Origin of the sequence: Gracilimonas mengyeensis (genome assembly GCF_900182705.1) — a bacterium.
GTDB classification, from domain to species: Bacteria; Bacteroidota; Rhodothermia; order Balneolales; family Balneolaceae; genus Gracilimonas; species Gracilimonas mengyeensis.
Genome location: NZ_FXTP01000005.1, coordinates 43,229 through 63,604, shown reverse-complemented (window position 1 = coordinate 63,604; position 20,376 = coordinate 43,229). Strand labels below are relative to the sequence as shown.

Below are 20,376 nucleotides of genomic sequence, written 5' to 3'. Positions count from 1 at the left end.
TATGAGTTCAAGATTCCATCAGCCCGATAAAGTAACTTGTAACGGAGAGCTTTTTAAGATATTTATCACCAAAGAACAAATAGACGAGCGTCTGGCGCAGATGGGGCGGCAGCTTAATAAAGATTTTGATGGCAAGCGTCCGATATTTATTGGCATATTGAATGGGGCTTTTATCTTTCTGGCAGATATCATGCGGCACGTTACCATTCCCTGCGAGGTGGATTTTATGAAGCTCAGCAGCTATGGTGATGAAAAAGTATCATCGGGGCAGGTTACGGAGCTCAAGCATATTGACGCGAAAATTGAAGGACGACATGTGATACTGATTGAAGATATTGTGGATACCGGTTTAAGTATGCAGTATATGGTGAAGCGAATGAAGGAAGAAAACCCCGCTTCAGTGAGTGTATGTACGCTGCTTCATAAAAAAGAAGCTACCAGACATGACGTGCAATTGGATTATGTAGGTTTCGAAATCCCGGATGCTTTTGTGCTTGGCTATGGATTGGATTACGCTCAGGAAGGACGTAACCTGTCCCAAATTTATGTGCTGGATGATGAAAAATAAATACAGTCTGGGTTGATTCTCCGGGCTGAAGCATCCCCCAAACGGGCTGCTTAACTAAAGGCAATGAATAAGAAACGTGTAATATTATTTACGGTGGGTTTGCTATGGGCATTTGGGGCTCATTCGGCAAATGCTTTTCAATATCCAATAATACAAAAACTGGATACGCTTACTGCACAAACCTGGACCATTGAAGACGGATTGCCGGTAAACACGGTGGGATTGGTTTCACAAGACAGCCTTGGTTATCTCTGGGTAAATACCTACGATGGATTGGTACGTTTTGACGGGCTTAATTTCAAAGTGTTTAACTATTCCAACACACCGGAAATGCCGCATAACCGCACCACTATGCTACATATTCAAGAAGGAGTGGGAATGTGGATTTCGCTGGAATATGGCGGTGTGATGCTGATGAAAAATGGTGAATTTACCCATTACGGCAACGAAGAAGGTTTTACTGACCTGGATATTACCCAAATGCATGAAACGGCTGACGGGCGTATGTTTTTTGTTACCCAGGGCGGGTTGTACGTTTATCACGAAGGGCAATTTTCACAGTACATAAACAAAGATGATGATCAGAGTAGAAGGGTAAACAAGCTACTCGAAGATTTCTCTACCAACACTATTTGGGCGGCCACGAATAACGGCTTGTATCATTTGCATTATGATGGCCGGTTGATTAAAGAGTACCACCTTGGTAATGGTATTGCTGAGAACAGTTTTTTTGCGTTGTTTCAGGATGACCAAGGTGTGATAAATGTATCTTCTGTCGGAAAGATGTATCAGATTCAGGAGTGGGAACTTGTATCGCCGCCGAAATTTCGGGTACTGGATGGCCTTAATATCTACAATATATACAGAGATGAAGAAACCACTATTTACATTTCGGACGGGCGTGTGTTTGGAGAAGTTCCCGGTTCAGCCAAAATTCAAAGAATCGAAGAAGACAACCTCCAGATAAAAGAGATTTATTGGAAGGTCCGCAGGGACTCAGACGGTGTACTCTGGTTTATTGGCACCACCGGAACACTTAGTATTTATAAGGATGGTCGCTTGGTGCCGTTCAAGGGAATTGAAGGGATGCAGGATTACCAATATGCCTGTATGTACGAAGATCGTGAAGGTAATCTCTGGTTTGGGACCAGCCGTCATGGTCTGATCAAGGTGAGTAAATCAAAAGTACGTACACTTGGGGTGCCAGAGGGTATTTCTGGCGATAATATCCTTGCTCTGGAGAAAGATCACCAAAATCGAATTCTGGTGGGCACAAGAGGAGATGGTTTGAATATTGTGGAAGGGCAGGAAGTCTATAACTACGATATCCGTGATGGGATGGCGAGCAATATCGTTCAATCTATTGAAGAAGATGTTAACGGTAATATCTGGATTGGGTATCATCAGCAAGGGCTTGATTTGATGACCGGCTCTGAATTTAAAAACCACAAATTCTCGGATCGGCCGGGAATGAACGATGTCCGTGCTATGCATTCCGAAAGTTCAGAAGAACTTTGGATAGGTACGTATGGTGGGCTGCTAAAGTGGAATCCTGTGAATGACAGCCTGCGGATATACGGTAAAGAAGACGGGCTAAGTGGCGTCAAGATTAGATACATTACCAAAGATTCGGACGGAGGATTATGGACGGGAAGCCTGGATGGAGGAGTCAGCAGGTATTATAAGGGCACATTTACCAATTTTACTACGGAAGAAGGTTTGTCTTCAAATAATGTGCGCTCCATCTATATCGATGAAAAAGATACAGGTACTGTATGGGTAGGTACCGAAAATAATGGTTTGAATCGCATTCGGGATGGCGAGATTGCTTATGTGAATAGGGATGACGGACTGCCCGACCATATCGTCCACTGGATTTCTGAGGATAATTTCGGGTGGCTTTGGATTTCATCAAACAAGGGGATTGTCAAAATCAGAAAAGATGAATTGAACCGCTATATGGATGGCCGCAACGATAGTTTTAGCCTCATGCATTACAGCAGTACGGAAGGCATGAGAAACCCTGAAGCGAATGGCTCATTCCAGGAAGCAGGACTAAAAACAGAGAATGACTTCTTTTGGTTTGCCACCCAAGAAGGTGTTGCCATTTTTGATGCTTCGCAAAATGGAAGCAATACGGTCCCCCCTCATGTGGTAATAAATAGTGTTGAAGCCGGCGGGCGGATATATGACGCCCAGGATGCGATACAAATTGAAAGAGGGAATAAAAGCTTTCGGGTTAATTACCATGCACTAACGTTTAATGCCCCGGAGAAAACACGTTATCGGTATCGCTTGGTGGGATATTCCGATGAATGGGAAGAAGTATACGGAGACCGCTCCATTTCCTTTGTAGACGTACCGGCGGGCTTCTATACATTCGAGGTGACGGCTGCCAATGATCAGGGGAGCTGGAATGAGGTGCCGGCAGAAATATCCATTACTGTATTACCCTTTATCTACGAAGAGCCCTGGTTTATAGGGCTTATTTTACTGTTGATAGGAATTGGTTATTACGGTACCTCTCAATTGCGATACCGGTATCTTTTGAACCGACAGCATAAACTTAAGCGGGTTATTGAAGATCAGACAGCAGAGATCAGAAAGGAGAAAAACGAGCTGGAAGAGAAGAACAAGATTATACAGCAGCAGGCCGAGGAATTAGAAGAAAGTAACCGTACCAAAGATAAATTCTTTTCGCTGATTGCCCATGACTTAAGGAATCCATTTCAGGCAATACTTGGCTATAGCGATATCTTGCTTTCAGATATTGATCGCGAAAAAGACCCCGAGTTATGGGAAAGCATGGCATATATTCACGGCTCGTCGGAGTCACTGCTCAGGTTGGTAGAGAACCTATTAAACTGGGCTTCGCTGCAGAGTGGCAAAATAAAGCCAGAACCAGAGACGGTGAACTTAAAGGCACTGGTTATTGAGATCGCTCATATTTTTGAGCCGGTTGCAAAGCAGAAAAAAATACAGCTTAGCTATACTGCAGATGATTCTTACACGATTTTTGCCGATTCAAATATGCTCCAAACCGTATTAAGAAACCTGACATCCAACGCACTGAAGTTTACTCCCATTGGCGGTAACATCCATTTAGAGGTAAAAAAGGAGGAATCATTTTATGATATCTCGGTGCAAGATGATGGCATCGGTATGAGCGCTAAAATGGCTAATGAGCTGCTAAAACTGGGCGTAAATACTTCCCGTTACGGCACCGATAACGAAAAGGGATCGGGTTTAGGGCTGTTGATTTGCCAGGAAATGACGGAGATGCACCATGGCACCATACTCATTGATACCGAAGAGGGTCGTGGTACAACTTTCACCGTTCGCTTGCCGGTAGCGGGACTTAATGCTTCAGAAAAAGGTATCTCAGAAAGAAATTAAAATCCTTCCGATTAAATCGTCGAAAAGGGTTGCTATTAGTCGGTAAAGGTCGCTATATTTGATGCCCTTCAAAAAACGGAGAGGTGGCTGAGCGGCTTAAAGCGCTCCCCTGCTAAGGGAGTATACCTCCAACGAGGTATCGAGGGTTCGAATCCCTCCCTCTCCGCTGTAGATTTCAAACCACCATGCATGCATTCACTGTCTGGTGGTTTTTTTATGTTCGGAAAATAATTCAGGGATGGGAAGCCTGTCCCGCTTAAGATTGGGATGCTTTCAGATTATAAGCTATGCGGGAAATCCCTCCCTCTCCACAATTCGAACATCGAACATTCAATAAGGAACATTGAAGTTAGAAGTGTTCGCAGTTCGCTAGTCGCTAATCGATCATTCGCTCATCCAAAGACCTTAGCTTTCGAATTTAGAAGTTTATTCTGTTGATTCAAGAGAACTATAAAGCTGAGTAATAAATTCTTCCTTCCAATTACAACCGAAAGCCTTAATAAGAGAGATTTACGATAGATCGAATTTCGATGCGAGATTTTCTCAGTGCTAAAAAACCCCATTACTTCGTAGACTCACGAACTGATGTCCGGCAATAATGACATGGTCTTCTACAGGGATTCCAAACAGCTTACCACATTCTGCCAGCCGTTTGGTTAGCTGAATATCCGCCGTTGAGGCTTTGTTATGGCCCGAGGGATGATTGTGAACCAGCACGATGGAGTTGGCTTCATGCAGCACGGCCTGGCGCATTACTTCGGAAGCATCTACGATAGTGGCTGTTTTTCCTCCGGTGCTGATGGAGCGGTAACCGGTTAGCTTCTTTGTGTTATCAAGAAAGGCTACAATGAAAGTTTCTTTGGTGAGATGCCGAAGTTTAGGCGCAAAATAGGCGTTTACATCTTCGGGGGAGGTCACCGTAATCTCATTGCCCAGCTCGGCAATCTGCATGCGTCGCGCCAATTCGAAAGCAGCCTCCAGGGTAATGGCTTTTACTTTGGCAATGCCGGGGATCACTTTAAGCGACTGCCAGTCTTTACGTACCAGGCTATGTAAGCCTCCGAAATGCTCCAGCAAAGCTTTGGCTGTTTCTATGACATTCAATTTTTTGGTGCCGGTGCGCAACAGGATAGCTAAAAGTTCGGAATCAGAAAGGGATTCAGCTCCGTAGCGCATCAGCTTTTCGCGGGGTTGCTCATCAGGCTGCATGTCTTTGACGGTGCGGTTATGGAAGTCTTCGATGGAAAAAGATTCTTCGTAGGCCATAATTTCTGTAATTGGTTTGCTTTCAGAGTAAGAGCAATCTCAAAGCAAATCCTTACAAAAAAAGTGGAATGCCGGTGCTATATCCTACGAATGATTCAAAAACAGCCTGATTAAATCCTTGGCCGCTTTGTAAGAAGAAATCTCTCCGTCCTGCACCTGTTGACGATAGCCTTCCAGTTTTACCTTTAGAGCAGGATTGTTGTAAAAAGCAGCATGTAACTCCTGCTGTATACTTTCATTAAGCCAGTAGGCAGCCTGCTGTTTTCTTTTTTGATCAAAAAACCCTTTGGCTTTTGTGTGACGAAGATATTCATCCACAATGTTCCAGACCTCAGGAATGCCTTTTTCGTGATATGCTGAACAGGTAGTAACTTTTGGTATCCATCCTGATTCAGTTGGTGGGAACAGGTGCAGGGCGTTTTTGTATTCGCTCATAGCGCGCCGGGCAGCATCTTCGTTGCCAGAGTCTGCCTTATTGATAGCTATGGCGTCGGCCATCTCCATGATGCCCCGTTTGATACCTTGCAGTTCATCACCTGCGCCAGCAAGCATCAGCAAAAGGAAGAAATCGACCATGGAATGGACGGCCGTTTCTGACTGTCCCACGCCCACAGTTTCAATCAGAATGGTATCAAAGCCGGCCGCTTCGCACAAAGTGATGGTTTCCCGGGTGCTACGCGCCACGCCGCCCAATGAGCCGGAAGTAGGGGTAGGTCGAATGTAAGCATTGGGATTATTGGCCAGCGTTTCCATCCGGGTCTTATCACCCAGAATACTTCCCCTGGTTTTCGAACTGGAAGGATCCACGGCCAACACGGCCAGCTTCCGGTTTTGTTCCTCAATTACGTGGTTGCCAAAAGCTTCAATAAAAGTGCTTTTTCCCACACCGGGCACCCCGGTAACGCCAATCCGAACGGACTGTCCTGAATGGGGAAGACAGCCTTCAATAATCTCTTGCGCCAAATCCTGGTGGGCTTCTTTGGTGCTTTCGATCAGGGTGATGGCCCGGCTTAACAGCATACGGCTGCCAGAAAGGATGCCGTCGATAAATTCTTGTTTTGAGGGGAGATTGCGACTCATGTAAAGCTCCACTTTTTAACCGCAAAGACGCGAAGAACGCAAAGTATGTTAATTGCTGTGCAGAGCAAAGAATTCTTGAAAATCCAGGTACAGCTTTTTTCTATCCAATCAAAAAACCTCTCGCCCCTGTGCATGGCGTGGGAGCAGAGAGGTTGTAAATCATACGACAATAGATCAGTCCAATACATCCGAATAGTTTTCAATCAAAACATCCAGAATTTGCTTGGCGGCGCGGGGAATAACGGTTCCGGGACCAAATACGGCAGTTACTCCGGCATCATACAAGAATTGATAATCCTGCTGAGGTATAACTCCGCCGGCAATCACAATAATGTCTTCCCGGCCCAATTTTTTGAGCTCTTCGATTACTTGTGGCACTAGGGTCTTATGCCCGGCAGCGAGGCTGGATACGCCCAGCACGTGAACGTCGTTTTCAACAGCCTGGCGGGCCGCTTCTTCCGGAGTTTGGAAAAGCGGACCGATATCCACATCGAATCCGAGATCGGCAAAGCTGGTAGAAATTACCTTAGCTCCACGATCGTGTCCGTCTTGTCCCATTTTGGCGACCATGATGCGGGGACGCCGGCCGTCCAGTTCCGCAAACTCATCGGCACGCTTCAGTGCGGCTTTAAAGTGATCGTCATCTTTTAATTCAGAAGAATACACGCCGGATATGGATTTAATGGTTGCTTTATAGCGCCCAAACGATTTTTCCATGGCGTCAGAAATCTCGCCAAGGGTGGCACGTTTGCGGGCGGCGTCCACGGCATAAGCTAATAAATTTCCGTCACCACTTTCAGCACATTTTGTGATAGCAGCGAGAGCCTGTTGCACGTCATCATCGTTGCGATCGGCCTTCATCTTGTTGATCCGTTCAATCTGAGACTTGCGAACCTTTTCGTTGTCGACTTCCAGTATCTCAATCTCGGATTTCTCGTCGGTTTGATATTTGTTGATGCCAACGATGGTGTCCTTGCCAGAGTCGATGCGGGCCTGTTTTTTGGCCGCAGCTTCTTCTATGCGCATTTTGGGGATACCGGTTTCAATAGCTTTAGCCATGCCACCCAGTTCCTCCACTTCGCCAATCAGCGACCATGCGCGACGCGCAATTTTATCAGTGAGATATTCCACATAATAGGAGCCGGCCCATGGATCAACAGCCTTGGTGATACCGGTTTCTTCTTGTAAGAAAATCTGCGTGTTACGAGCAATACGCGCAGAAAAATCAGTAGGCAGTGCAATAGCTTCATCCAGCGCGTTGGTATGCAGCGACTGCGTGTGACCCAGTGCAGCAGCCATCGCTTCAATAGTGGTTCGGGCTACGTTGTTGAACGGGTCTTGCTCCGTTAAGCTCCAGCCGGAAGTCTGAGAGTGCGTTCTCAGTGAAAGCGATTTGGGGTTTTTTGGGTTGAAGGACTTCACAATTTTGGCCCATAGCAACCGTGCGGCTCTCATCTTGGCAATTTCCATAAAGTGGTTCATGCCAATGGCCCAGAAAAAGGAGATGCGGGGAGCAAACTCATCAATGTCCATCCCGGCTTTGATGCCACGTCGGAGGTACTCGAGTCCGTCGGCCAATGTGTAGGCCAGCTCAATATCTGAAGTAGCACCGGCTTCCTGCATGTGGTAACCACTTACAGAGATAGAATTAAATCGTGGCATATTTTGAGACGTGTACTCAAAAATATCACCAATAATCTTCATAGAAGGCTCGGGCGGATAGATGTACGTGTTCCGTACCATGAATTCCTTCAGGATGTCATTTTGGATGGTTCCAGCCAGTTGCTCAGGTTTTACTCCTTGCTCTTCAGCCGCAACAATGTAAAAGGCCATTACGGGGATTACGGCACCATTCATGGTCATGGATACCGACATCTTATCGAGGGGGATTTGGTCGAAGAGAACTTTCATGTCTTCTACCGAATCAATGGCAACCCCGGCTTTACCTACATCACCGGAAACGCGGGGATGGTCGGAATCATAGCCACGGTGGGTGGCCAGGTCAAAAGCAACCGAGAGACCGCGCTGACCGGCAGCCAGGTTTCGCCGGTAAAACGCATTAGACTCTTCGGCGGTGGAAAAACCTGCATACTGTCGGATAGTCCACGGACGCACCGCATACATGGTAGAATAGGGGCCGCGCAGGTAAGGAGGAATGCCAGCTGCATAATCCAAGTGCTCCAGCTTTTCAAGATCCTTGGCGCTAAACCGTGGTTTAACAGGGATCTGTTCGGGAGTATGCCAGGCCTCAGGGGCGCTGCTTTCGGCGTTTTTAGTTTCTGTTAGTTCTTTAAGGTTAAGTTCAACGCTTGAAAAATCTTTCTTCATGGTTACGCATCTCCCTTTTGCAGTTCAACTTCCATGTTTAATGGCTCGATAGATTCAATTTCAATTAGATCAAATTCATCAAAAACCGGGGGGCTCTTGGGTTGTATTTTAGACGCCGGGTCTTCAACGATTTTCTCGGGCTGGTACTTATTCACACCAACCATTACTTCTTTCTTTTCACGATAGGCGTCTATTTTTTGGTCGCGGGCTTTCCTGATTTTTTCCTGAATAAAACCGTTTTTAATAGCTGTATAAAAGCCGCCTTTACTTTCGATAGTTTGGAATAAGTTCCATGCTTCTTCAGCCAGTTTGTCTGTGAGCGTCTCTATATAATAGGATCCGCTTCCGGGATCGGCTACTTTATTCAGGTAGGCTTCTTCTTGTAGAAGCAACTGAGTATTGCGGGCTATGCGCTGGGCAAAACCGGAGCTTTCTGCAAAATGTTCGTCATATCGGTGCACCGTAATGGCTTCGCATCCTCCCAAAGCGGCAGACATGGCTTCGGTGGTTACCCGCAGCATATTGTTATGCGCGTCGGTTTGGGATTTATTCCAAAGTGCGGTTTCAGCAAAAAGACGAACGGGAGCATCTTCTGCTTTATATTCTTTGAGTACTCTGTCCCAAAGCAGACGGAAGGCCCTGAATTTTGCTATCTCAGGGAAATAGGAAGTGCCGGCGATAAAATTAAAGTGCAAGGAACGCGCAAAATCAGGGTTCAATCCTAAATATTCATTTGCTGCAGCTAAGGCAAAAGCCAGCTGTTGCGGAATATTGGCGCCTGCATTACCAAACACCACAGCCTGTACAGCAGGTGAAATGGCGCCGGGAAGTTTGCTCAAGCTCTCTTTAGCGGGAAGTTTTCCGGATAGAAGGGAGTAGCTAAGCGGATCAAACGAATAAAAGACTTCAAGCTCAGCAACATTGATATTTTGGCTCTCTGTGATTTCTGCCAGCCATTCAGCTACTTTGGGCGTAGAAAGTGCGGGTCCAAACTTCAGGGTAATGATGTCAAGCTGTATTCCATCCAGTAGCTTTTCAAGCTCTTGCCGGGAAGCCACTTTGGGCTGATCAAAAAATAGTCCCGAGGCCCCGTTTTCAAGTGCTTCCAATGCCAGGCGATTGGCCTCTTTAAGGTCCGACGTTTCAATATACTGAAGTATGCGCCATTCCCCCTTTTTAAGCACAGGATTTGGCTGATGGGATAAATTTTTTACATCCTCGCGCCGGTAAAAGGGCAGAATATCAACTCCTTCCGGAGATTTCCAAGGGAGTACTTCTTTATAATTTTTGCCTTTTAGATCTTTTTGAATGACCTCTTCCCATTCTTCGGTAGATATGGGAGGGAACTCGTTAAAATGCAGTGTGCTATTAAAATCCATGATTACAAGGGGGATTAAGGGATTTTGTTTTTAATAAATTGACAAAATCTTCATGAATAATTGATGAAATTACCGTCGTTGAAGGTACTGATTGAATGTTATGTAAAAAATAAGGTTTTAATTAGCAAAAAAGCGCTTTCAATTTGTATATTCAGTCCCGATTTTAAACGAACACAAAATACTTACTTCTTTTTTTTATTAGATGGATCAAGTTGAAGAACGTATTCCGCCGTTAACGCAGCTTACTGAAGATGAGCAAATGCTTCGAGATGCTGCTGCCGATTTTGCCCAAGCTTCACTAAAACCCTTAGTGGAAGAAATGGATGAAAATGCAAAACTGGACCCCGGCCTGATTAAGGAATTTTTTGAGATGGGCCTTATGGGCATTGATATTCCCGAGCGATACGCCGGAGGTGGTGGTACGTTTATGATGTCTGTGCTGGCTATTGAGCAAATATCAAAAGTAGATGCATCAGCCGGTGTTTTTATGGATGTGCAGAACACATTGGTTAATAATACCTTTGTGAATTTTGCATCCGATCATCTTAAGGAAGCATATTTGCCCCAACTGGCTACAAAGAAGGTAGGTGCCTATTGTCTTTCTGAGGCGGGCTCGGGTAGTGATGCCTTTGCTCTTAAAACCACAGCCAAAGAAGAAGGCGACCATTTTGTATTAAACGGTACCAAGCTTTGGATCACCAATGCCAATGAAGCAGATATTTTTCTTGTATTCGCTACTATCAATCCTGATAAAGGATATAAAGGTATTACAGCTTTTGTGGTAGAGCGGGAGATGGAAGGTTTCTCTGTTTCCAAAAAGGAAAACAAATTAGGTATCCGAGCCAGTTCTACCTGCGAAATTTTACTGGAAGATTGCCGGGTTCCCAAAGAAAATGTACTGGGAGAAATTGGCAAAGGCTATAAAGTAGCTATTGAAACGTTGAATGAAGGCCGGATTGGAATTGGCGCACAAATGATCGGCATTGCCCAGGGAGCTTTTGACGCGGCTTTGGGTTATGTGAAGGAAAGAAAGCAGTTTGGTAAAGCTATTAGCGAATTTCAGGGCATTCAGTTCCAATTGGCCAGAATGGCAACAGATATTGAAACTGCCCGATTACTAGTGTATAATGCAGCCCGTATGAAAATGGCCGGACAAACATTTTTAAAAGAGGCGGCCATGGCGAAATTCTATTCCTCAGAAGTTGCCGAGAGAGTGAGTTCTATGGCTGTAGATTTATTTGGTGGATATGGATATGTGAAAGAATACCCTGTAGAGAAATATTACCGCGACTCCAAAATCGGTAAAATCTACGAGGGAACGACGAATATGCAACTCAGCACTATTGCTAAGTTGCTACTTCGATGAGTGAGTGAGAAAAGGGGGGCTTCGGTCCCCCTTTTTATTTTGGGTTATTTTTTGTGCTGATGTTATGCTAATCTCAATACCTCTATTATACCATCTGGTTTAAAAATGGAACTAAGTGGTTAACAGGTGGTTCAAGCACAGTTAGGGAGAAAAAGAGAAACATTTGGGGAATTTATTTTAAAAAAGGAGACAAATTTTTAGATACTGCCATCTGTTTTTGAATTTGATAAAGCGGTAAGTTTTTCAGTAACAACTCATTACCGCCTCAGGTGCTATCTTGTTCAATAAATTAAACTTTTTTGACAAAAATGGAATGATGAGAAACTATACAGAGTTTTAGTTGTGCAGAAATTTGACATAATTGTAGTTCAAAGGTAAAGAATGGAACAGAATTTAGACTCCAAGCTATTAGATCAGCTTAAACAGTGTAGCAAAGATGAAGCCTCATATTCTAAATTGGAGGAATTGGTCGGAGAGCTATATCAGCGATTTAATAATGTTAAGAAACAGCTTTCACTTCTCGAACAGGCGATCAAGCATGATTATGACTCTATTTTAATTACCGACCTGAATCTAGAGAAGCCCGGTCCCAAAATTGTATATGTAAATGAGGGCTTTACCCGCATGACCGGTTATACCAAAGAAGAAGCAATTGGCAACACGCCACGCATGCTTCAGGGAGAAAAAACAGATCGGCATGTGCTTGACCGGCTAAAAAAACGACTTATTGAAGGGCAAGCCTTTTTTGGCCATACCGTGAACTACAGAAAAGATGGCTCGGAATTTATCAATCAATGGGATATACACCCGCTTACCAATAAAAAAGGTGAAATAACGCATTGGGTATCCTACCAGCGTGATATCACCGAACGCAAGGAAAGCAGTAAGTTGGTATTCGATTCCAATCTCGACTTTGACAACTTAGTGGAAGAATCGAAGAAGACATACATTGACTTGGATGTGCAAGGTAACATTATCTCTTCCAATAACTCTTTTAAAAGTTTAATGGGATATGATGCCGATGAGTTGAAGACGGTGAAAATCTGGGATTTGGTAACGGACGAGCATAAACCTGAACTGAAGGATTTGTTCGAAGACTTTGATTCAAAGAATATTGAAGATCACCCTTATAAATGGGATTTTATCCAGAAGGATGATGAAATTGTAGAGCTGGAAGCGGATATCAGTTACTTTGTAAGTAACGAAGAAACCATTATTCGAATACACTTTGATAATCTTACGCTCCGAAACCGCATTATTGAGACGCTCAAAAAGAAGAAGCAGAACTTTAATGAGATTGTCGGAAAGAAAGATGAGTTCACACTACGCTTTGTAGTAGACGAAGAAGGTAGAGCCGGTTGCAAGTTTGTTTCCGATAACTTTACCAATATCACCGGATTGAATCCAGATATTGTATTGGATAAAGATCTCGCTGAAGTGATCCATTCCGATAATCTGGAAGAGGTTGAAAAAGCCCTTGAGAAGGCCTTTAACGGTGAAACGTCGAGTGTAAACTGTAAGTATAAGACTTCGGAAGGCGAATATATTTCTGTTATTCAATCATTCAAGCCGGATTTAGCTGCCGATAATGAAACGGTGAAAAGCGTTAAAAGTGTGGCAATGATTGAAATGGAGGTTGAAGACTGATTCATCAGCTTCAACAGAAGACGATATCTAAACAAGATTGATCTTGTTAATTTTAAAGCCCGTTATTGTACGGGCTTTTTTCTTTATACCAACTGCCGGAACCCGTATATTTAGATTAAAAATATGGATATTCAGGAAACACAAGACCGAATAGTACGAGAATTTGAGCTGTTGCAAGACTGGCCCGAACGCTATAAGTACATTATAAAATTAGGCACAAAGTTGGAACCCTTGCCCGAAGAAGACCGGGTGGAGGAGAATCTGGTAAAAGGATGCCAAAGCCAGGTTTGGTTAACAGCGGAACTCGATGACGATAAAGTAGTATTTAAGGCAGACAGTGATGCTGCCATCACAAAGGGTTTAGTGGCTCTTATGGTACGATTCTATTCCGGGCGTGAACCCGATGTGATTTTAAATACCTCTCCTGACTTTATCGAAAAAATTGGAATGGCGAAGCATTTGTCCCCCACAAGGGCCAATGGACTGGCCTCTATGGTGAAGCAAATGAAAATATATGCGATGGCCTTTAAGAGCAAGGCAACGTTATCGTAATTTAATTGTACGCCATCAAATAAATCGTTTAATTCCTGTAACAAAGGGCTACGTATAGATAGTTAAAATATGAGTTCCAAATTCTCCTTAACCGGCCTCTCCGACATTGCTTTGGGAAAAGATCTCAGGCAGGAGCATGCTGTGGCTGGTAAAAGGGACAGTCTTACGGTGCTGAATTCTGTTTCGTTTTTTCTGGCAGGCGTAAGTGTGCTTTTTTTGATTGCTTTTCAAATTAACGAATCGGTTTCTCTTACCTGGTTTTTTCTATCCGAAGCCGTCGCATTTTTACTGATCCCCTTATTGGCCAGACAGGGTTTTGAGAAAACCTCCAAATTCTTGCTAATTGCTTACGCTGACATAGGTATCATTATTTTAAGTTCGGTTTTTGGGGATGAAGCCATGATACAAGCCTTTTTTGTACCAGCCGTAGGTTTATCGATTCTGTTATTTGATAAAAATGAGCTGAGGCTGAGAAACCTGGGCATTATGCTATCGGTGGTTTCTTTCTTCATACTAGACTATATCATTTTTGATCGTATCAGTATGACAGAAGACGGCTATTCTCTCATCCGGTGGAGTATGCTTTCCGGAGCTTTTGTAACTACCTGGCTCATTTTTAACACCTTTTCTGAATTTAAGGAAGATGCCGAGCATCAAACCCTGGAACTGCTAAAAAAAGAGCAAGAGTTAAACCGGGAACTCAGCAATAAGCAAGAAAAGCTGGAAGAGTACATCAGCCAGTTAGAAGATACCAGCAACGAATTATCAAAAAGTGCACGGGCTAAATCAGAGTTTCTGGCTACCATGAGTCACGAAATTCGTACCCCCATGAATGCTATTTTGGGGATGACCCATCTGCTTAAGCAAGATAACCCCCGCAAAGATCAGATCGAACCCATCAATATTCTCGATTTTTCAGGTAAAACATTGTTGGGTCTTATTGATGATATCCTTGATTTTTCCAAGATAGAAGCCGGTAAGATAGAGTTCGAGACGGTGGAGTTCAGAGTGTATAAGCTGGTGGATGTGATCATGGATAGCTTTAAAGTAACGGCTAAAAACAAAGGCATTGAGCTGAGCTCAGAAATCAACGATAATGTTTCCAAAAAGCTAAAAGGAGATCCGGCGCGCCTGACGCAGATTTTGAATAACCTGGTAAGCAATGCGCTTAAATTTACGGAGGAAGGTTCCGTTAAACTTGAGGTGAGGCAGTTACCGCTTCCTGAACAAGATGATAAAGTGCGCCTGCAGTTTGCTATTTCTGACACCGGTATAGGCATAAAGAAAGAACGAATGGATTCCATTTTTGACAGCTTCACCCAGGCCAAACATAATACCAAGCGTTTGTTTGGGGGTACAGGTTTGGGGCTAACCATCAGTAAACAATTGATAGAGTTGCAGGGTGGCTCCATAGCTGTGGAAAGTGAGCCCGGAGAAGGCAGCACTTTTACGGTCGAATTGGATTTTGAAAAAGCGGATGTCCGGGAAGAACCACTGAGGCTGGTCAAAAATGCCCAAAAAGAAAGTGAGTTAAATGGCGTTCGTATTCTTTTAGCTGAAGATAACCTGGTAAACCAGAAAGTGATGATTCGCTTTTTAGAACGCTGGGGCGTGGATATGAAGGTGGTGGATAATGGGCGGCAGGCCATTGAAGCCCTGGATGAGGAAATGTATGATTTAATTCTGATGGATCTTCAAATGCCCGAAATGGATGGTTACGAGGCAACAGAAACTATTCGTAAACTTGATGATCCCTACAAACGGAAAATACCTATTATTGCCTTGACGGCTGCTGCGCTTAAAGAAGTGAGAGAGAAAGTTTTTGCCGCGGGAATGAGCGCTTTTGTTACCAAACCTTTCAACCCAGCCGATCTGGAGCGCAAGCTCACCGAGATTCTGAAAAAATAAAAGACGTTCTGGTTGGCTTTAGCTCATCACATTGAAAACACAGGTTGTTTAACACTACTCATTATTGAGCTATACTTATTCTCTGATAAACAAAGACGATAAAATTTAGTACAGTGAATGCTTAAAAGCGTAAATTTTCTCCGTATCTTTGATGTTTTCCAATTGACAAGATAAATACCCTGAGTTCGATATAAGGACTTTTTGAAATAGCACAAATAAGCAATCCTGAGGTCATTCACCAAGAGGTTATACGGCCCGGTAACTTGAAAAAGTACTGCGAAGATGTCGTTAGGTTTAGCCCGAACTCAAGCTAATTAAGAAAGAGCGAATTTAATAAGATTGTATATCCATGAATCTCGAAGATTACCAATTTAAAGATCGTCTGATAAAAGGAATTACCAAAGACGGACATTTTAAGATTTCTGTGGTAAAGACCACCGAAGTAGTAAAAACAGCCCGAGAAAAACATCAGCTATCCCTTTTAAATACCGTGGTGCTGGGTAAAGCCCTTACGGCTACGATGCTGCTTGCTTCCGAGCTGAAAGGAGAGGAGCGCATTCAATTACGGATGGATGGTGACGGTCCCATTGGCGCCGTGGTAGCTGAAGCAAATTCAGTAGGCGAAATCCGGGGGTATGTGAACAACCCCAATGCCGAACTTGATTATTCCCGGGACGATGTAACCCTCGGCGATGGTATCGGTTTAGGAGTGCTGAGGTTATCCAAAGTGTTGTATAATGAAGCAGAACCAAGAGTGAGCACCATACAGCTTATTAACGGTGATGTAACCAGCAACGTAGCCCATTACCTGGCACAGTCAGAACAAATTCCATCTGCCATGCTTGTGGATGTTGGGATAGATGAAGACGGCAATGTAACCGAAGCCGGCGGACTTTTAATACAACGCTTGCCAGATGCACCAGACGGGCAAATTGATATGCTTCAGGAACGGCTTGGTTCTTTTGCTCCCATTGATCAGCTTTTGGCTGACGGGCAGTATATCGACGAAATCATGAAAAAGGCTATTTCTCCGCTGGAAGTAAAAGAACTCAACCGCCAGCCGGTGGATTTCTTCTGCCGTTGCTCCCGCAAACGTTTCATCAATGCATTGAGCATGCTGAACCTGGATGATTTGAAAGATATGGAAGGCGAAGGACAGGAAGTGGTTTGCCAATATTGCAACCGGAAAGAGAAAATCTCTAAGGAAGAAGTAGAAAAAATAATCATGGATGCCCAGGCCAAAATGAATTAACCGGTTGGGTAAACATAACTGAGGAAAAAAAGAATGCCATTCCGGCGTCCAGGATCAACCCAAAAAAACAGCCGTGATTATAGAACAATCTGAATTCTCTGAACGTGAAATTGCGAAACTTGTAAAGGGTACGGTAGTTCCGCGTCCTATTGCATGGATCTCTTCTCAGGGGAAAACCGGTGTACCGAATCTTGCTCCCTTTAGCTATTTCAATGTGATTTCACACGACCCTGTATTGTTTATGATTGCTATCGGGCAGGGCTATAAGGTTGGGAAAGACGGAGACAAGGATACCCTGGCCAATATTAAAGAGAGCGGTGACTTTGTGATCAACATGGTATCGGCTAAACAGGCCGAGCAGATGCAGATATCCAGCTCCATCTATCCTAAAGAAGAGAGTGAATTTGAAAGAGCAGGACTTACGCCAGTGGATAGCCGGTTGGTCTCAGCCCCCAGGGTAGACGAAGCACTCATCAGCATGGAATGTAAATTGGAGCGGGTGATGCAGCTGGGAGATTTTAACCAGGTGATTGGAGAACTGGTATGCTATCACATCAAAGATGAAGTATACCTGGCCGGGGAAAAAGTGAACTACGACGAATACGATCCCATCGGACGTCTTGCTGCTAACTATACTTATGTGAGAGATTTGTTTTTTCCGGGGGAGTGATGAGATTTACTGATTTGTTGAATTGATAATCAGATATCCAATAAATCGTCGGGGTGCCGTATTAGGAAATAGTGATCTACTTGAAATGTAGACCATCAGAAGAATACCTCCTCAGGTAACTCTAGACGCCGAAATCTCAGGTCGTCGGCCAAGTGGGGTAATCACAGAATTAAAGGTAGACGAGAAAAAGTTGACATTTACCCAGCAAAAAGTGTATTTAATGGCTCTCAACGTGGATTATCTCACGTGTTTTAATCGAACCTTAGAGGAATTGAAAGGAGTTCCTCATTATGGCCCCGCACTTCTTCAAGCCGGTTTTAATCGAACCTTAGAGGAATTGAAAGTCCCTCACCAAGCCATTCAGGTAACATTGGACGCGGTTTTAATCGAACCTTAGAGGAATTGAAAGAAAAGCTTTCCTTTGAAGGGCTGAAATGCAAAGCCGGTTTTAATCGAACCTTAGAGGAATTGAAAGCGGGGTTATGCAGTACGGGCCGAGCATAAACAAAAGGTTTTAATCGAACCTTAGAGGAATTGAAAGTTATTTCCTTGATGGTCGCCTCGCCTTGTGAGTACGTTTTAATCGAACCTTAGAGGAATTGAAAGGCCGACCCGACCTTGGGTGATAAATATATCCTTTGCAGTTTTAATCGAACCTTAGAGGAATTGAAAGAATGCTTACCGGCTAAGTATTGATAAAACGAGCGGGGTTTTAATCGAACCTTAGAGGAATTGAAAGGTAGATTCGCGACAATGATATTTTTTTTCACGGCTTTGTTTTAATCGAACCTTAGAGGAATTGAAAGGAATAACCTTTCCAGGAAGAATCAGCATCAACCGAGGTTTTAATCGAACCTTAGAGGAATTGAAAGTCCTACCCCCGCATCTTCAATGATTGGGTTACAATTGTTTTAATCGAACCTTAGAGGAATTGAAAGCCAGTCTCAACGGTTTCACCGTTTGAACCAGTTTGAGTTTTAATCGAACCTTAGAGGAATTGAAAGTATTTCTTTAATGCTTTTTTATACGTTCGGTGTGCAGTTTTAATCGAACCTTAGAGGAATTGAAAGGCGCACCTTGCGGGATAATCAAAATGAAGATGCTGGGTTTTAATCGAACCTTAGAGGAATTGAAAGTTTGACACAAATTCCTACTGAAGTTTGGGTAAATCCGTTTTAATCGAACCTTAGAGGAATTGAAAGTTAAGAAAAATAACGATCATGGAAACTTATCAACTGCGTTTTAATCGAACCTTAGAGGAATTGAAAGCGGTCCAAACCGGCTTTGTATAATTCCTTTAATTCCGTTTTAATCGAACCTTAGAGGAATTGAAAGGTTATCATTCATTGTATATTTTTTTAACGGGGTAAAGTTTTAATCGAACCTTAGAGGAATTGAAAGATACCTGGGAAAATTACACCAGGGCAAATAAAAAAAGTTTTAATCGAACCTTAGAGGAATTGAAAGCCGGTTGCCCACAGGTACAAACCGTATTGCATGCCAGGTTTTAATCGAACCTTAGAGGAATTGAAAGGCCCTTCAGGTTTAACTTTACCAAGACCAGGCGCCGTTTTAATCGAACCTTAGAGGAATTGAAAGATCAAGTAGCCACATGTAACCTTGTATCTGCCATTTGGTTTTAATCGAACCTTAGAGGAATTGAAAGCATCTCGTATTGCTCTGCGTAGGCTGCTTTTTCCGAGTTTTAATCGAACCTTAGAGGAATTGAAAGGCACGAATGATACTGGACAAACCGGCGGCCTGGACGGTTTTAATCGAACCTTAGAGGAATTGAAAGATATGAAGCGGTAACTGCTTTTGGAAGCGCCATTAAGTTTTAATCGAACCTTAGAGGAATTGAAAGTAACCCCTGTAGCCGTACCCACATAATGAGTGATAGTTTTAATCGAACCTTAGAGGAATTGAAAGCTGCCCTGGGACGATGTGGACCAGCTACAGGCAGATGTTTTAATCGAACCTTAGAGGAATTGAAAGTCGGTTAAAACAACCGGCACGATGGGATGATATTGGTTTTAATCGAACCTTAGAGGAATTGAAAGAAGATATAGGATGAAGCCGTGCGGTGTGTGATGTAGTTTTAATCGAACCTTAGAGGAATTGAAAGCTGTAACCACAAGTAGAAGCATTCCGCCATCTTCATTAGTTTTAATCGAACCTTAGAGGAATTGAAAGCTGCTTTGGATGTCGCGTCCAGAAATACACCCAGTGTTTTAATCGAACCTTAGAGGAATTGAAAGCAATCAGAAGCGGCATGTAGCTGATCAGGTTCCATACGTTTTAATCGAACCTTAGAGGAATTGAAAGGAAGAATTTCAAACCAAAGAATTCCACAAAAGCTACGTTTTAATCGAACCTTAGAGGAATTGAAAGCCGGTTGCCCACAGGTACAAACCGTATTGCATGCCAGGTTTTAATCGAACCTTAGAGGAATTGAAAGACATTATTCATTATGCACCCGAGAACGCAGTATACGTTTTAATCGAACCTTAGAGGAATTGAAAGCTTGGTTTCGAGTTTGGCGGCGCGGCGCTTGGCTTCGTTTTAATCGAACCTTAGAGGAATTGAAAGATACGAAAAGTACATGGAGTGGATGCTGACAGGGAAGTTTTAATCGAACCTTAGAGGAATTGAAAGTGTCTATGCGGTTGCCCTTATCGCCACCAATAGCAGTTTTAATCGAACCTTAGAGGAATTGAAAGATGTACGCCAATATCGGTTTTCAAGACAGCAAGGGAGTTTTAATCGAACCTTAGAGGAATTGAAAGGCGTCGTAGCTTTCTTTTATCAGCTCGTTGCAATGGTTTTAATCGAACCTTAGAGGAATTGAAAGCGGGCTCTATGTCCGGTTCATTCACCTCTGCTATAAAGTTTTAATCGAACCTTACAGGAATTATCAATGGTTCATTGGGTGACTAAGTCATTGAACCATTTTAGTAGTACACT

General features: G+C 43.5%; 12 protein-coding genes, 1 tRNA gene and 1 CRISPR repeat array. Of the genes, 9 read left to right on the top strand and 4 right to left on the bottom strand.

Annotated features, from left to right (window positions below):
• Position 1: 1 nt before the first annotated feature.
• The 3 genes from hpt to FN815_RS06810 all read left to right on the top strand — a co-directional run bounded on the left by hpt (position 2) and on the right by FN815_RS06810 (position 4,130).
• The gene (gene hpt / locus FN815_RS06820) at positions 2-568 is read left to right on the top strand and encodes a hypoxanthine phosphoribosyltransferase (RefSeq protein WP_142453882.1); all 567 of its coding nucleotides are present in this window, start codon (positions 2-4) and stop codon (positions 566-568) included.
• A gap of 63 nt (positions 569-631) precedes the next feature.
• Positions 632-3,964 carry a sensor histidine kinase gene (locus FN815_RS06815; protein WP_142453881.1) on the top strand — a complete coding sequence of 1,111 codons (3,333 nt, stop codon included), beginning with the start codon at positions 632-634 and terminating at the stop codon, positions 3,962-3,964.
• A 77-nt stretch (positions 3,965-4,041) separates the two neighbouring features.
• A tRNA-Ser gene (locus tag FN815_RS06810) sits at positions 4,042-4,130 on the top strand.
• A gap of 383 nt (positions 4,131-4,513) precedes the next feature.
• On the opposite strand, the gene radC is transcribed toward FN815_RS06810, so the two are convergent.
• The 4 genes from radC to FN815_RS06790 all read right to left on the bottom strand — a co-directional run bounded on the left by radC (position 4,514) and on the right by FN815_RS06790 (position 10,017).
• Positions 4,514-5,230, bottom strand: a complete 717-nt coding sequence (gene radC, locus FN815_RS06805) for a RadC family protein (RefSeq protein ID WP_142453880.1) — start codon at positions 5,228-5,230, stop codon at positions 4,514-4,516.
• 84 nt (positions 5,231-5,314) lie between these two features.
• Entirely contained in the window at positions 5,315-6,310 is a 996-nt protein-coding gene (meaB, locus tag FN815_RS06800) for a methylmalonyl Co-A mutase-associated GTPase MeaB (protein WP_142453879.1), read from the bottom strand.
• 174 nt (positions 6,311-6,484) lie between these two features.
• A complete protein-coding gene (gene scpA, locus FN815_RS06795) occupies positions 6,485-8,638 on the bottom strand; it encodes a methylmalonyl-CoA mutase (RefSeq protein ID WP_142453878.1) in 2,154 nt (717 codons plus the stop codon).
• A gap of 2 nt (positions 8,639-8,640) precedes the next feature.
• Positions 8,641-10,017, bottom strand: a complete 1,377-nt coding sequence (locus FN815_RS06790) for a methylmalonyl-CoA mutase subunit beta (RefSeq protein WP_142453877.1) — start codon at positions 10,015-10,017, stop codon at positions 8,641-8,643.
• Between the two features lie 202 nt (positions 10,018-10,219).
• On the opposite strand from FN815_RS06790, the gene FN815_RS06785 reads away from it, so the two are divergent.
• From FN815_RS06785 to FN815_RS06760, 6 genes are all read left to right on the top strand, one after another.
• Positions 10,220-11,383, top strand: coding sequence for an acyl-CoA dehydrogenase (locus FN815_RS06785; protein ID WP_142453876.1), 1,164 nt, complete (start codon positions 10,220-10,222; stop codon positions 11,381-11,383).
• A 381-nt stretch (positions 11,384-11,764) separates the two neighbouring features.
• Positions 11,765-13,030, top strand: coding sequence for a PAS domain-containing protein (locus FN815_RS06780; RefSeq protein WP_142453875.1), 1,266 nt, complete (start codon positions 11,765-11,767; stop codon positions 13,028-13,030).
• Between the two features lie 123 nt (positions 13,031-13,153).
• Entirely contained in the window at positions 13,154-13,582 is a 429-nt protein-coding gene (locus tag FN815_RS06775) for a SufE family protein (protein ID WP_142453874.1), read from the top strand.
• A 69-nt stretch (positions 13,583-13,651) separates the two neighbouring features.
• Positions 13,652-15,490, top strand: a complete 1,839-nt coding sequence (locus tag FN815_RS06770; protein WP_142453873.1) for an ATP-binding protein — start codon at positions 13,652-13,654, stop codon at positions 15,488-15,490.
• Positions 15,491-15,839: 349 nt separating this feature from the next.
• A complete protein-coding gene (gene hslO / locus FN815_RS06765; RefSeq protein WP_142453872.1) occupies positions 15,840-16,742 on the top strand; it encodes an Hsp33 family molecular chaperone HslO in 903 nt (300 codons plus the stop codon).
• Positions 16,743-16,815: 73 nt separating this feature from the next.
• The gene (locus FN815_RS06760; protein WP_142453871.1) at positions 16,816-17,412 is read left to right on the top strand and encodes a flavin reductase family protein; all 597 of its coding nucleotides are present in this window, start codon (positions 16,816-16,818) and stop codon (positions 17,410-17,412) included.
• A 248-nt stretch (positions 17,413-17,660) separates the two neighbouring features.
• A CRISPR array of direct repeats spans positions 17,661-20,330; the repeat unit is 30 nt; unit sequence GTTTTAATCGAACCTTAGAGGAATTGAAAG.
• Positions 20,331-20,376: the final 46 nt, after the last annotated feature.

Excerpts from the sequence above, each read along its gene's own strand:
- hpt (WP_142453882.1), top strand. The coding sequence starts at position 2 with ATGAGTTCAAGATTCCATCAGCCCGATAAAGTAACTTGTAACGGAGAG.
- FN815_RS06815 (WP_142453881.1), top strand. The coding sequence starts at position 632 with ATGAATAAGAAACGTGTAATATTATTTACGGTGGGTTTGCTATGGGCA.
- radC (WP_142453880.1), bottom strand. The coding sequence starts at position 5,230 with ATGGCCTACGAAGAATCTTTTTCCATCGAAGACTTCCATAACCGCACC.
- meaB (WP_142453879.1), bottom strand. The coding sequence starts at position 6,310 with ATGAGTCGCAATCTCCCCTCAAAACAAGAATTTATCGACGGCATCCTT.
- scpA (WP_142453878.1), bottom strand. The coding sequence starts at position 8,638 with ATGAAGAAAGATTTTTCAAGCGTTGAACTTAACCTTAAAGAACTAACA.
- FN815_RS06790 (WP_142453877.1), bottom strand. The coding sequence starts at position 10,017 with ATGGATTTTAATAGCACACTGCATTTTAACGAGTTCCCTCCCATATCT.
- FN815_RS06785 (WP_142453876.1), top strand. The coding sequence starts at position 10,220 with ATGGATCAAGTTGAAGAACGTATTCCGCCGTTAACGCAGCTTACTGAA.
- FN815_RS06780 (WP_142453875.1), top strand. The coding sequence starts at position 11,765 with ATGGAACAGAATTTAGACTCCAAGCTATTAGATCAGCTTAAACAGTGT.
- FN815_RS06775 (WP_142453874.1), top strand. The coding sequence starts at position 13,154 with ATGGATATTCAGGAAACACAAGACCGAATAGTACGAGAATTTGAGCTG.
- FN815_RS06770 (WP_142453873.1), top strand. The coding sequence starts at position 13,652 with ATGAGTTCCAAATTCTCCTTAACCGGCCTCTCCGACATTGCTTTGGGA.
- hslO (WP_142453872.1), top strand. The coding sequence starts at position 15,840 with ATGAATCTCGAAGATTACCAATTTAAAGATCGTCTGATAAAAGGAATT.